The organism is Prevotella herbatica, assembly GCF_017347605.1.
GTDB classification, from domain to species: domain Bacteria; phylum Bacteroidota; class Bacteroidia; order Bacteroidales; family Bacteroidaceae; genus Prevotella; species Prevotella herbatica.
Genome location: NZ_AP024484.1, coordinates 966,097 through 980,297, shown reverse-complemented (window position 1 = coordinate 980,297; position 14,201 = coordinate 966,097). Strand labels below are relative to the sequence as shown.

Below are 14,201 nucleotides of genomic sequence, written 5' to 3'. Positions count from 1 at the left end.
TTAGTTATTATTTGTTTATCATATCTATGATCTGCGGAAGGAAACATGATATAACAAGTATCAATATTCCTGTTATCAATACAACGATAGTTTTGCTAGAACATCCTTTCCACTCTTTTAGGATGATTCCCCATATATTAGAGAATACAACGTTAAGAGCCATCAAAATGCAGAATGCGAATGTGAGCAGAGCTGGACTTTCTGAGAGGAATCCTTTTCCAAGTGAAAGACCGAAGAACTGACTGTACCATAGTCCGCCTGCAAGCAGACAAAACAATACATTGTTTACCCATACGTTTGATTTGCCATAGTCATTCCATGTATGATTCTTCTGGTTTTGATAGAAGCAATATATCGCATTTGTGATAAATCCTCCTAGCGTAACCAAGAATGTAACAGGTAATGATATGAACATTGGGTTTACACCTTCGAAATGAAGGTCGGCACCTTGTGCAAGTCCGATGTTGAAACATGCCGACATGAAACCAGCCAATAAAGCTACAGTGATTCCTTTTGTGAAGTTGAAGTCCTTTACTGCTTCACGCTTTTCCTCATCTGACAGTGAAGCCGATTTCATAGAACCAGCTATTCCTATTATTGCAATACCGACTAGCGTTACTACGACACCAACTATTACAGATGTTGTAAGGTCGCTAGCATGTCCTGTAAAGAGCGGAGCTAATATCGTTCCAAGTCCGGCACATGTTCCTAGTGCTATTGACTGACCGAGAGCAACTCCAAGATATCTCATAGACAAACCGAAAGTAAGTCCGCCGATACCCCATAACACACCATAGAGCATTGTCATAATTGTGGCATGCATATCCTGACTGAACAATTCTATCATTGAGTGTCCGGCAGGTATTGCAAGCATTGCTCCCAAAAGAGGGAGCAGGAGCCAGGCAAATACTCCCTGGACAATCCAGTAGCTTTCCCAACTCCAGTTCTTTATCTTATTGATAGGAACGTAGCAGCTTGACTGGCAAAACGCTCCTATCGCAATGATAATAAGTCCTAATGCAATATTCATTGTTTACGCTCTCTTTGAAAGAACATCCTTTTCATATTGCTGAACATCTGCTATAAACTCTTCGCCTACAGGTATGTTATGCTTCATGTTGAAGTAATCGTATACTGCACCGAATGGAAGAGATTTAGCTTCTTCAAGAAGAGCAAGGCGCTCAAACCACTGTCCCTTATCCTCGTACTCACGCAATTTAGCCAAAGGTTCAAGAAGTGCAGAAAGAACACTCTTCTGTGTAGCTCTTGTTCCTACGATGTATGCACCGATACGGTTAATACTTGCATCAAAGTAATCAAGTCCGATGTGAACTCTATTAAGTGCGTTTGCACGTGTAATCTCCTTGAACAAGTCAAGAGTCTGATCGTTCATGATTGTTACGTGATCGCTATCCCATCTGATTGGACGGCTTACGTGAAGCATCAATTCTGGTACAAACAGCAATAGTGAAGCAGCCATGTCGCTAACGTTCTCTGTCTGCTCGTAGTGACCAGTGTCAAGTGTGTACATCACGTTGTTCTTTGCGCAATAACTTGCATAGAAGTCGTGAGAACCTACTGTGTAGCTTTCCATTCCTATACCGAATAGTTTTGCTTCAAGACATGGTTTCATGTCTGGCAAGTTCTCAGCAAGAATCTCATCAAGACTGTTTTTTAGAATTTCACGATAGCGGTTGCGCTCAACAGTGATATCCTTCATACCGTCGTGTACCCAGATGTTCATGATACAAGGGTCGTTCTGTGCCTTACCCATTGCATCTGCAATGCGACGACAACGTTTTGTGTGCTCAATCCAGAAATCACGTATGCTCTTGTCTGGATTTGAAAGAGATAAGTATCCACTCTTTGGGTGAGAGAAACTTGTTGAGTTGAAATCAAGTTTTAATCCGTTTTCCTTAGCCCAGTCAATCCATCCCTGGAAATGCTTAACCTCAACCTCATCACGGTCAACAAATTTATTTCCGAATTCACCGTATGTCTCGTGAAGGTTCAGGCGGAATGTTCCACCAAGAAGTGATGTAACCTTATTTATATCTTGACGAAGCTCGTCGATGTTGCGTGCGCGTCCTGGGTAGTTACCTGTAGTCTGGATACCACCAGAAAGAGCTTCGTTACGCTCAAATCCCACTACATCGTCAGCTTGCCAGCAATGAAGTGATATTGGAGTCTTCTCCAATGTTTCAAGAGCCTTGTCTGTGTCTATGCCAAGTGCAGCGTAACGCTCTTTGGCAATTTGATAGTTCTTTTCAATTAGTTCTGAATTCATAATTTTAGGTTTTATTATTTTGTTATTGTTAAATATTTATCGTAAGCTTCATCCCAGATTGCCTTGTCTTCTGGTTCGAATATGTTTAGCTGAACAGAGTCGGCAATAAGCTTTCTCATATCCCAAACATCTTTTACCAATCCTGCTGCTTTTGCCTGCATCATAATGTTGCCAATAGCTGTAGCTTCCTGTGGACCGGCGAGTACAGTAACGCCACATGAATTTGCAGTAAACTGATTCAAGTATTTGTTAAGTGAACCTCCGCCGATGATATGTAAAGCCTTGATGTCGAAATCGGCAAAGTCTTTCAGCCATTCCAATACCTGTCTATATCGCAGTGCAAGTGAATCGAATATGCAACGGCATATCTCGGCATATCCTTCAGGTACGTGTTCACCGTGATCTGCACAATATTTCTTTATTGCTTCAACCATAGAAGTAGGATTAGCGAATACTGCGTCATCAGGATTAATAAGACTTCTGAAACCTTCCACTTTCATCGCCTCGTTAAGTAGTTCGGCATGTCCCATATCCTTTGTCTCGTGCCATTCTTTTCTGCAACTTTCATACAACCACATACCGCAGATATTTTTTAGGAATCTTGTCGTTCCCTCAATACCGCCTTCGTTAGTGAAGTTAAGTTTGTAGCTTTCTTCATTTATGATAGCGTCCTTTGTTTCTATACCCATAAGGCTCCATGTACCAGAACTAAGATAAGCGAAGTGCTCGTCTTCAGCAGGTACGGCAGCTACAGCACTTGCTGTGTCGTGTCCAGCTACAGCCACAACTGGTATATCACCAAGCCCTGTAATATTCTTAACCTCATCGCTTAGGTTTCCTATTACAGTTCCAGGAGCAGTCATTTTACCGAATTGCTCACGCTTCAGTCCAAGTGTTTCAAGTAATTCTTTAGAAATGTCGCCTTCTTTTGGATTAAGAAGTTGTGATGTAGAGCATACTGTGTATTCGCAGATAGCTTTTCCTGTAAGCATATAACTCAATGCATCTGGTATGAACATAATCTTGTCTGCACCAGCAAGAGCATCATTTTTAGCTTTCTTCATAGCATAAAGCTGGAAAATAGAATTGAAGTTCATCAATTGTATTCCAGTTATTCCATAAACGTCTTTTTTAGACATCTGCTCGCTGAAGTATTCCTCCATCGTGTTCATTGTGTGAGGGTCACGATAGGCTAGTGGATTGCGAAGAATGTTTCCGTCTTTACCCGTGCATACAAAGTCGCATCCCCAGGTGTCAATACCGATACTTTCAATCTTTATATTACGCTCGGCTACGATTTTCAGACTCTTTATTATCTCATTGTATAGGGCAAATATATCCCAATACACATGTCCGCCTGTAGAAATCAGATTGTTGTCGAAACGTGTTAGCTCATCCATTTTCACCTTTCCGTCTTCCAGAAAGCCAACGATTGTACGTCCGCTTGTTGCTCCAAGGTCAACGGCAAAGAAGTGTTTTAGATTTTCCATTGTTTGTAGGTTAGTGTTTATTATGGTGGCAAAGATAGTAAATCAGTGATGTGACAGACTAGATTTTTTGATTTTAAACCCATAATTTTTGTCATTACCATGTTTTTTGATAACTTTGCACAATACAATTTAGTAACATGAAAAAGTTTAAATATCTGGTTACTGATACCAAGGACTTACTGTGGGGACTGAATGTCGACACCGTTGGTTATGAGGAGAATCTTCCTGGTGAGGATTATCCTACGCATGGTCATGCCGATGGCTTTTACTTCAATGTTGCCAAAGGACGCATATTGCAAGAATATCAGATGCTTTACGTCAAAGAGGGCGGTGGTGCATTCAAGTCTCATAGTGTAGGAGAAGTTGAATTGCGCAGTGGCGATATATTCCTTCTCTTTCCTGATGAGTGGCACAGTTATCGCCCTAATGATAATACTGGCTGGAAATGTTATTGGCTTGGATTTAAGGGGCGCAATATGGACGATCGTGTAAATGCAGGTTTCTTGTCCCCAGAACATCCTATATATCACGTGGGTTATTCAAGTGAGATTATCCGCATGCTCGACATGGCTTTGCATGTGGCAGACGAGGAAGCTATACATTCCCAACAGGTGCTTGCCGGAATAACCAACTATCTTATTGGATTGATGTATTCTCTAGAAAGCAGCAATCAGTTGCAACAGAATTTTGTGCATACTGATATAGTGAATCGTGCCCGTCAAATGATACGTGAGACATTGGAAGATGGAACGACTATTCAGGAGATTGCAGTGCGATTGGGAATGAGTTATTCTAATTTCAGAAAGATATTCAAGGAGTTCACTGGTTTTTCTCCGTCTATGTATCAGCAGGACTTGAAGTTGCAGCGTGCCAAGGATCTATTGGCGACTACAGATATGACGATAAAGGAAATTGCTTATCAGCTTAATTTCGAGTCTCCTGATTATTTTTCTTCTAAGTTCAGACTGAAGACAGGACTTAAACCGAGTGAGTTTCGTGGTAACGAAAGATAATATATTCATTATATGATAATTGAAATATCAATTATTGAGGCTTAAAAATCATAATTCAAAGCCTTTAAAGGTAAAATAAGGCTATTTTTGCCGAAAGAAAAAACAAATCAACAAAAATATGAAACAGACAGTTTTGGAAGGTCGCGAAGCCTTAAAGAAAGAAATTGATAAGATTGCAGAAGTTGCCGGTTATCTGTGGCAGAACGGATGGGCAGAGCGCAATGGTGGTAATATCACAGTAAACATTACTGAATTGGTAGATGACAAGATTAAAAGTCTTCCTGCAATCAGCGATGTTAAGCAGATTGGTGTTACTTTGCCTGCTTTGAAAGGTTGCTACTTCTTTTGCAAAGGAACTGGTAAGCGTATGCGTGATCTTGCACGTGAGCCTATGGACAACGGAAGTATTATCCGCATATTAGACGATTGCGCAAGTTATGTGATCATTGCCGACAATGCTGTTATGCCTACAAGTGAACTTCCTTCACATCTCACAGTTCATGCACATCTTATAGAAACTGGTTCTCCATATCGTGCTACAGTACATACACACCCTATTGAACTTATTGCAATGAGTCACAACCCTAAGATGATGGGCAAGGATGTGCTTTCTAATTTATTGTGGAGCATGATTCCTGAGACAAAGGCTTTCTGTCCGTTAGGATTGGGAATAGTACCTTACGAACTTCCAGGCTCAAACAATTTGGCTCAGGCTACATTGAATGAACTTGAAAACTATGATGTAGTAATGTGGGAAAAGCATGGTGTATTTGCAAAGGGACTTGATGTAATGGATGCTTTCGATCAGATTGATGTCCTTTCTAAGAGTGCCAAGATATATATCAATTCACGTTGCATGGGATTTGAACCTGAAGGAATGAGTGAAGCACAGATGAAAGAAATGTCTGTTGCCTTTAACCTTCCAAAGTAATTTAAGGATACAAACAAAAAGGACTTAGTTTTATATGTTTTTAAAACTAAGTCTTTTTTTTTGTTTATATAGATTTTATATCTAACCCTTTTGTGTGATATGTCTTATAACTTATATGATTGTGATTTTTTATTACTTTCCCGTAAGTGTTTAATAATAGAAAAAAGATAAAACTAAAAAAGTTCCAAAAATCATAAATGTCCTCCACTTTAAGCGTAAGTTGCTATCTTATAGTATATTAAGTGGTGGAGGTATACCTCCACTATCATCCACTGTCCTCCACTAAAATTTGCTGTTTTCTACGATAGAATAGATGATATGGCTAGACGACTACTTTGAAAGTTTGGTAGCACTAAAAGAATATGATGGAAATTTATTTACTATATCTTAATCATATAAACATGTTGCTGATACAACTAAAACATTAGTAACGATAAAATGCAAACATTTGATCGATGGAATAGAAACTTTATATCGTAGAAATACAAACGTTTGATCGATAGAACGGAAACTTTATATCGTAGAAACGCAAACGTTTGATCGATAGAACGGGTGATGGATGATGAATACTAGAAACTTAGTAACGATAAAACCAAGACATCCTTCACTATAGCAGAAACTCTGTATCGTGAAACAGATTTATTACCAGCAGTAAAGTTTATAAACGCAATGATCATATAATAGGCTTTTACGACATACCGTTGAGTGATTAGGGCCTAATCACTCTGCACTTTGCGATACATTAGATAGTGATAAGGCCCATATCACTATTTAATAAAATATATGAAGGATATTTCATGTAAGAAATCAGGTAACTTAATAATTTGAGATAAAACGCTAAAAATAGGTGTGTTTTCGACTTTAATGTCACTTTTACCCCGATAATGTCACTTAATGTCACTCGCTCATCCCTTATAAACAAAGGGTTTGTGACAAAGTGACATTAGTGGCATTAAAAAAACTTTTCTGGTGTGCGGAAAAATCTATTAAATATGAATTTTATAGCCTATTCAACAATCCCGAAAAAGACGGGAAGCATATCGGAAAGAGAAGGTTGATAGTCCGCTAGAACCATTACTTTTTGATTGAGAGGGGCTTGTTCTGCAAAAAAAGAACCCGAAGCGCTATTTAAAAGAGCTTCGGGAACTATTCACATGCTATTCCTTATTTTATCGGACAGCAATAAATAACAAACTAATCTAATGTAAACCTTAAAGTCTTAATATCATCACTGCTACTACCTATCATAACATCAAAATCACCGGGTTCGAACTTGTAATCAAGATTCTGATTATAAAATTTCAGACCGTCGGGAGTTATCGTGAATGTAACGGTCTTGGTCTCTCCACGTTTTAGGGATATGCGCTGAAAGCCTTTCAACTCCTTTACAGGACGTGATACACTGCCCACAAGATCGCGGATGTACATCTGAACTACTTCGTCAGCATCATAACTGCCGGTATTGGTAACATCTACCGATACCTTTATTTCTCCGTTTTCACTAAGATGGTCACTACTCAACTTGGGTTCACCATATGAGAATGTGGTATATGACAATCCGTAACCGAATGGATACAGGGGATCATTGTCAATATCAAGATAATTGCTACGGAACTTGGTAAACCATTTACCTTCTTCAAGTGGGCGCCCAGTATTGAGATGACTATAATATATAGGTATCTGACCTACGCTCTTTGGCATGGTGACGGTAAGTTTTCCACTGGGCGACTTGGTTCCGAAGAGTACATCGCAGATAGCATCTCCAGCCTCGCTACCTCCAAACCAGACATTAAGTATGGCAGGGAAGTTCTGACTCTCCCATGTCATGACTGTTGCACGACCTGCAAAATTAAGAAGTACGATAGGTTTGCCGGTCTTCTTGAGTGCGGTAAGAAGATCGTGCTGGGCATCGGGCATATCCAGATTGCTACGGCTGCTGCACTCTCCACTCATTTCTGACGACTCGCCCACTGCAGCTACTATAACATCGGCATCGGCAGCTACTTTTAATGCTTCGTCAAGCATTTCCTTAGCCGAACGCTTATCGCGCATTTCACGACCAAACATCGTTGCGTTTTTCTCCATTACTGAATCGTACATCAGATTGGAGCCTTTGGCATATAAGATTTGGGCTTTATTGCCTACTGCATCTTTCATGGCCTGATACAGCGATTTGTATTTATCCACACGTGCTGCTACACTCCACGTTCCGGGCATGTTGGCACTGGTATTTGCCAATGGACCTATAAGGGCTATTCTGCCTGTGGGTTTAAGTGGAAGAAGATGGTCTTGATTCTTAAGCAATACAAATGTTTCGGCAGCTATACGACGTGCCTCTGCACGATGTTCCGGAGTATAGATTTCTTTGGCTGCACGTTTAGCATCACAGTACTTGTATGGGTTGTCGAATAGACCTAACTTGTATTTTGCCTCTAATATACGACGGCACGCCTGATCGATAGCCTGCATTGACACTTTACCCTCGTTTAATGATTTCTCAAGTGTACCAATAAAGCCATCGGAAACCATATCCATATCGGTACCTGCATTCAAAGCTAGTGCTGATACTTGTTGCAAATTGCCCATACCATGAGCTATCATTTCAGATATGGCTGTAAAATCGGTTACAACAAAACCCTTAAAGCCCCACATGTTACGAAGTACATCTGTAAGAAGCCATTTGTTGCCTGTGGCCGGTACTCCGTCAACGACATTAAATGATGTCATCACGCTACCAGCGCCGGCATCTACGGCTGCTTTATAACCAGGCATGTAATCATTGAACATACGCCAATGACTCATATCCACGGTGTTGTATTCTCGACCGGCCTCTGCTCCTCCGTAGAGTGCAAAATGCTTTACGCACGACATAATGGTATTGTTGGCCTTGAGGTCGTTGCCTTGATAGCCCTGAACCATCGCTCTGGCTATCTGTGCATCAAGGTATGGGTCTTCGCCATTGCCTTCTGACATTCTGCCCCATCGCGGATCACGACTGATGTCGAGCATAGGACTGAACGTCCAGCATATTCCGTCGGCGGATGCTTCGATGGCTGCTATGCGGGCACTCTCTTTGATGGCGTTCAGATCCCAACTGCATGATAATGACAATGGTATAGGAAAGACTGTTTCGTACCCATGGATGACATCCATACCAAAGATAAGCGGAATCTTAAGGCGGCTCTGTTCTACAGCCAACTTCTGCACTTCTCGTATCTTTTGGGTTCCCTTAAGATTGAAGAGTCCGCCTACCTCTCCTCTTTTTATTTTGTCTGCCACGTTGCTGCTCTTTGCCTGACCGGTGACTATATCGCCGGTAACAGGTAGATTGAGTTGACCTATTTTCTCTCTCAGGGTCATCTTACTCATCAAACGGTCTATGAATGTATCCATATTTGGATCGTCGGAGACAGAGGCAGAACTAGCACAAAATGTAAATGCGGCGAATACCATTACTAATATGTTTCTCTTATTCATCATATTATCAGTTATTTATTGTAAATCCTAATTTTTGCAGACCTGACTGTACTTCAGGACAACTCATAAACAGATGCCACAACAAACCTGTACGATAGTTCTCTATCATCGGAGCAATTGTGAGCTGGTCTATTGCCAGATAATGGGGTTCTGTCCAATTGGCTGTCTCGGAGAAGGCATCGTAAAATCCGTACTTACCCCATATCCAAGAGCCTTTATTCCAAAAGTATTTTAGGGCAGCCATAGACTGTTGTGGGGTATAAGGGAATGATGACAGGGCTGCCGTCGGGGTGATGACACCTAAATCATTGTTGGGTGAGTGGGCAGAATATCCATTAATGGAATAACTTGCGGTGAGGCCCCAGCAGTCTTTACCGTAGCCTTTGTATCCTTTGGGGTTGCGGACACAATATTCATAATCGCTCATGGCATGATTACGGGTAACATTCCAATAATTGGCATACTCGTCTGTAAGACCTTTAGGACATAGACCAATATAAGAATACTGCGACCAGAAAAGGGGACCTCCAAGTTGTTCGGCACCATTATGTTTCAACTCAAGCGGATAACCGAAGGGAGCTGCGCTGCTCTTGATGGCACCATTACGTGCCCAGCCTTCATGATAGCATTCGGCAGGGATAGAATGGGTAGGTGATGATGCTCCAAGAATATAGGCGATAAGGCATTCGTTATATCCCTGCAAGGGGAAATTCATATCCCATGCATAATCGGGTGACCAATGCCAGTATATAACGTTTTTGCCTCCATTGCGATACCAATCGTACTCCATACCACGCCACAAGGTGTTTATCTTATCGGATAGTGCGCGTTCTGAACTATTGCCATCCTTGAAATACTGACGTACACATAGCAGACTCTGCATCATAAATGAGCTTTCTACCAAATCGCCGCCATCGTCTTTTGTGCCGAACGGTTTTACTTTGCCGGTAGATCCATAAAGCCAATGAGGCCACATACCATGAAATCTATCTGCAGTAGAAAGGTAATTTACGATTTTGGTCAAACGGGTTACGCCGTCTGCACGACTAATAAAACCTCGGTCTATACCAACAAGAAGGCCTGCCACGCCGAAACCACTACCGCCAAGGGTTACGACATCACGGTCGTTCTCGGGATAATTATTGTCTAGATGTATCCTCTCGTAAGCCATGCCCGATGTGGGGTCGGCACCATCCCACATATAGTTGAGATGTACCTTTTCTATATAGTCTAGCATCGCATCGTCACTTGCAAATGAGGTAGGTCTGCTTGCTGTTTCGGGTGCCGGTTGCGCCGGACTTTCACTGGTCTCGCCAGCCTTGCATGATACAAAGGTCATTGCAAGAAGTAACAAAACTGATAATTTATTCTTTATCATATACAAAATCATTTTATAATAGTTTTAGATAATTCGGAACGCCCTGTTTCTCCCAAAGCCTCTATGTTAAAATAGTAACGGCTACCGGTATCCATGCCTCTGAAATCGTAAGATGTACTGCCTAGCACGGTAATACTATTGTACAGTTTATCGGGTGCTACACCATAATAGATGTTATAGCCGTAAGCTCCTGCAGATGGTTTCCATGAAAGGTATGCGTTGCGTGTGTCTTTGGCTGAGCGGATAACACGGAATTGTCTTACCGTAGAAGGTCTGTTGCCGTCTGTATTTCCAAATACTCTAATCTCTGACAGGCAGAAATATCCTGATGAGGGCATATGCAGATTTTCCACTTTAATATACCTTGTATGTAATACCGACCTCAACTCTACATAATCATGTGGGGCGTCTTTATCATTATCACTCTTGTCTACAACGAGTTGCCAGTCTGTGCCGTTGTCACTTGACCAGATACGATACTGATAGTATAGGTCGTTAGCGCGATTGTTCTGTACAGTCTTGTAATCATAAAAATTGAGCTGTATAGCCTTGACACTTTTTGTTGCACCCAGATCAAGCTGTGCCCATTCGCCCGGATTGCCAGTCTTGGCTGTCCAAAATGTGCGCATGTCCTCGTCTGTAAGACTGGAAGCAACATAGATACTGTCGGAGGATGACACAGTTGCTTTCTTGCCATAAGAGAGAAGCATCCAACCAGTGAAACGGTGTGATGGATCTTTGATGTCTTTATCGGCATTCCAACATGGATAATCGCCGAAGGCTGTATTAGAATACATGGTTCCGTCTCTGTCAAACGCCATAGGATAAAGGCCGATACGACGCTCAAACTTATACTTCAACGAAAGCATACATGTGGCGACATGCCAATAGTTGCCTTTCTGGTCGGCGAAAGTTCCGCCGTGACCTGACCCTTGAACAAAGCCACCGGGTTTGTAACACATCGGGTTATGACGCTGATAAGTAAAAGGCCCCAATGGATTGTCACCTACATAAACGCCATCGGCATATATTTTAAATTCGGTACCGGGACCGCCATATTGAAGATAGTACTTACCGTCATGTTTCGTCATATAGGCTCCTTCCATAAAGGGCTTTAAGGTGGTATCGTCGTCGTTGTTCATGCCGAATCTTTCCCAGCCATGATGTTTGGGATCAAGCATTACGACATCGTGAATCTTGCTTATAGGCAGAAAATTGTCACGACTCAACTCGACTGCCTTTATTGGATATTCGTTGCTGGAACCATAGTAAAGATACAACTTGCCGTCATCATCGAGATAGAGACACGGATCCCATGATGGAAGTGTGCTGCATTCTACTGCCTGACGCCAACGTCCTGACCATGGATTGAGCGTATACCAAATGGGTAAGCCTTTATAGGTGGAACCTGTATAGAAGAGTGTGTCACCTGATACATAAGCTGCGGGGGCGCACTGATCATCGTCTGTTGGAAAACGCTGAAAAGATGCTGTACAGAAATCCCAGTCGCTAAGATTCTTTGAATAATGAAAACCGCCCTGATTGGTAGAAAATAGCATATAGTGGCCTTTATAGGTAAGTGCCATCGGATCTGCTGAAGAGCGAAACGAACCTTGCGACTTAACGTTATCATCGTACGACTCGTAGTTGTAACTTATGTTGAGTGGGTTACAAAACGTGGTTGTGCCTGCATGGTAAGGGTCGTACCAGGGCGTGGACTGAGCGCTGCGTCGGGGTAGCGAAACGGCTGTGTCCTTACGTGGCACCATACTTATATCTATATTGCGATCGCTTCGTTTTCTGATGACATTAGCGAAATCCTTACCGGGATAATATACATAAAGGTGTAAATCTGTGTCGGTTGCAGTAAGATGATATACGCCGTCGGCATTGGTATTGCAATGACTGGGACTGGCGAAGAACATAACTGTTGCACCCGAAAGGGGGTTGCCATCTGTATCGGTGACACGACCTGTAATCTGATAAGTATCGTGTACAGGGATATAATAATTACTTACTTGTCCTTTTACAACTTTTATAGTATCTGAAAAATCATAGGAGTTAATGCTCCTTGCCGAAGCAGGAAGCATTAACAATATGAATAGTATAATATAGTTAGTTTTTGTCATTACTTATCTATTGGTTCTTTATTCAAATCAGGATTGTCTGAAAGTTGATCGAACGGAATAGGATAATATGTTTTGGCTTCGGTCCATCCATACTTGCCTAAAACGCTAGCTGCCTTTCCCGTACGGACCAAGTCGTTGTAACGTTCTCCCCACTCGCAGCATAGTTCCATGCGGCGCTCGTCAAGAATCTGGTCGACAGTAACATTGTTTATAGCTGGCATCTTGGCACGTGCTCTTACGAGGTTGAACGGTGTATCGCCATTCTTACTCTGACGAACCTTCGCTTCTGCATTCATCAGGAGAACATCGGCGTAACGAAGTATACGGATATTATTATTTGAACCGTATTTGGTACGTCCTGAAGTTAACTCATTCTTTGGAGTATAAGCTTTACCGTTCCAACAGTCTGTCTGGGTAGGATTCTGTAGTGGACGGATGACGTCACCACTTGGAGTTGTTGTTCCTGCTTCTAGGAATGATGTGGTGTATCTAACTGTTTCACCTCTATCCTTAGCCCAGTCGCGGAATGATTTGTAAAGACCGATAAAACCCCATCCTGAAATATCACCATCATTGGCTGGACCTTGGAATACAAACCATTGATCGGCATCTACCATATCACCTGATCCTAAACCGAAGTCGGTACACTGACTTTCCAACAAACTCTCATCACATAGTTTTCCGGGTATCTTAAACAGCTCGTAGAAGTCGGGATATAACTGGAATTTATTGCTATTGATGATATCGTTGGTGAGATCTTCTACTTTAGCATAGTCGCCTTCGTTAAGATAGATCTTTGCTGCCAAAGCCTCTGCGGTATATGCGGTAGCTGCTCCGACATGCTCCATCTCGTTGGGACGAACTTTAGGACAGTTGTCTATAGCGTACTGCAAATCACCAAGAATATAATTGTACACTGATTTCACCGTCGAACGGGTGAGGTCTGTCTGACTATTGCTACTCAGAATAGTTACAGGACCAAAGGCCTGTGTAAGGCGCCAGTATGCATAGGCTCTAAGTATTCGAACCTCTCCTTGATACGATTTGTTTGTTGTAAGGACTGCACTATTCGTGGTGTTTTCCGCGTAATTATTGAGTGATTCCAAAGCTGCATTGGCAACCTTAATCATACCATAATACTGATTCCACATCTCATTAAGTCCCCAGAAGGTATTATCATAATTGTACCCAGTAGGATCATTGGTCTTTCCTCCAAACTGATTCAGGATAGCCTGATCATCTACACGTCCTGACCATACATCATCATCGCGGATGATAGAAAGCGGCCATATTACCCAGTGCATACCTCCTGTACGGAGTTTTGCGTATACACCTGACACAGGCTGGTACATATTAGCCACATCTGTGAAGTCCACGTTTTTTTCGGGCACGCTGTTTTCGGGATCTTTATCCAGATAACTACTGCATGAAGTAATAGCAAGCAATAATGTGCCAACAGCTATAACAGATATATATTTATTAATTTTCATTGTACT

Annotated in this window: 9 protein-coding genes; 2 read left to right on the top strand and 7 right to left on the bottom strand. The window is 41.9% G+C overall.

Annotated features, from left to right (window positions below):
- Window positions 1-7: 7 nt before the first annotated feature.
- From prwr041_RS03670 to prwr041_RS03660, 3 genes are read right to left on the bottom strand one after another with little or no spacing between them, the layout of a single operon-like run.
- Complete coding sequence (locus prwr041_RS03670; RefSeq protein WP_207155014.1) at window positions 8-1,030, bottom strand: L-rhamnose/proton symporter RhaT; 1,023 nt, start codon at window positions 1,028-1,030, stop codon at window positions 8-10.
- Window positions 1,031-1,033: 3 nt separating this feature from the next.
- The gene (locus prwr041_RS03665; protein WP_207155013.1) at window positions 1,034-2,287 is read right to left on the bottom strand and encodes an L-rhamnose isomerase; all 1,254 of its coding nucleotides are present in this window, start codon (window positions 2,285-2,287) and stop codon (window positions 1,034-1,036) included.
- 14 nt (window positions 2,288-2,301) lie between these two features.
- Window positions 2,302-3,777, bottom strand: a complete 1,476-nt coding sequence (locus prwr041_RS03660) for a rhamnulokinase (RefSeq protein ID WP_207155012.1) — start codon at window positions 3,775-3,777, stop codon at window positions 2,302-2,304.
- Between the two features lie 137 nt (window positions 3,778-3,914).
- On the opposite strand from prwr041_RS03660, the gene prwr041_RS03655 reads away from it, so the two are divergent.
- Window positions 3,915-4,790, top strand: coding sequence for an AraC family transcriptional regulator (locus prwr041_RS03655; RefSeq protein ID WP_207155011.1), 876 nt, complete (start codon window positions 3,915-3,917; stop codon window positions 4,788-4,790).
- 118 nt (window positions 4,791-4,908) lie between these two features.
- A complete protein-coding gene (rhaD, locus tag prwr041_RS03650; protein WP_018463029.1) occupies window positions 4,909-5,721 on the top strand; it encodes a rhamnulose-1-phosphate aldolase in 813 nt (270 codons plus the stop codon).
- A 1,194-nt stretch (window positions 5,722-6,915) separates the two neighbouring features.
- Here the strand turns inward: rhaD and bglX are convergent.
- Genes bglX through prwr041_RS03630 form a run of 4 tightly spaced genes read right to left on the bottom strand, consistent with a single transcriptional unit; the run spans window position 6,916 to window position 14,195 of the window.
- A complete protein-coding gene (bglX, locus tag prwr041_RS03645; RefSeq protein WP_207155570.1) occupies window positions 6,916-9,198 on the bottom strand; it encodes a beta-glucosidase BglX in 2,283 nt (760 codons plus the stop codon).
- 7 nt (window positions 9,199-9,205) lie between these two features.
- Window positions 9,206-10,576 carry a glucoamylase family protein gene (locus prwr041_RS03640; protein ID WP_207155010.1) on the bottom strand — a complete coding sequence of 457 codons (1,371 nt, stop codon included), beginning with the start codon at window positions 10,574-10,576 and terminating at the stop codon, window positions 9,206-9,208.
- A gap of 8 nt (window positions 10,577-10,584) precedes the next feature.
- A complete protein-coding gene (locus prwr041_RS03635; RefSeq protein WP_237072332.1) occupies window positions 10,585-12,666 on the bottom strand; it encodes a family 43 glycosylhydrolase in 2,082 nt (693 codons plus the stop codon).
- A 38-nt stretch (window positions 12,667-12,704) separates the two neighbouring features.
- A complete protein-coding gene (locus tag prwr041_RS03630) occupies window positions 12,705-14,195 on the bottom strand; it encodes a RagB/SusD family nutrient uptake outer membrane protein (protein ID WP_207155008.1) in 1,491 nt (496 codons plus the stop codon).
- Window positions 14,196-14,201: the final 6 nt, after the last annotated feature.

Excerpts from the sequence above, each read along its gene's own strand:
- prwr041_RS03670 (WP_207155014.1), bottom strand. The coding sequence starts at position 1,030 with ATGAATATTGCATTAGGACTTATTATCATTGCGATAGGAGCGTTTTGC.
- prwr041_RS03665 (WP_207155013.1), bottom strand. The coding sequence starts at position 2,287 with ATGAATTCAGAACTAATTGAAAAGAACTATCAAATTGCCAAAGAGCGT.
- prwr041_RS03660 (WP_207155012.1), bottom strand. The coding sequence starts at position 3,777 with ATGGAAAATCTAAAACACTTCTTTGCCGTTGACCTTGGAGCAACAAGC.
- prwr041_RS03655 (WP_207155011.1), top strand. The coding sequence starts at position 3,915 with ATGAAAAAGTTTAAATATCTGGTTACTGATACCAAGGACTTACTGTGG.
- rhaD (WP_018463029.1), top strand. The coding sequence starts at position 4,909 with ATGAAACAGACAGTTTTGGAAGGTCGCGAAGCCTTAAAGAAAGAAATT.
- bglX (WP_207155570.1), bottom strand. The coding sequence starts at position 9,198 with ATGAATAAGAGAAACATATTAGTAATGGTATTCGCCGCATTTACATTT.
- prwr041_RS03640 (WP_207155010.1), bottom strand. The coding sequence starts at position 10,576 with ATGATAAAGAATAAATTATCAGTTTTGTTACTTCTTGCAATGACCTTT.
- prwr041_RS03635 (WP_237072332.1), bottom strand. The coding sequence starts at position 12,666 with ATGCTTCCTGCTTCGGCAAGGAGCATTAACTCCTATGATTTTTCAGAT.
- prwr041_RS03630 (WP_207155008.1), bottom strand. The coding sequence starts at position 14,195 with ATGAAAATTAATAAATATATATCTGTTATAGCTGTTGGCACATTATTG.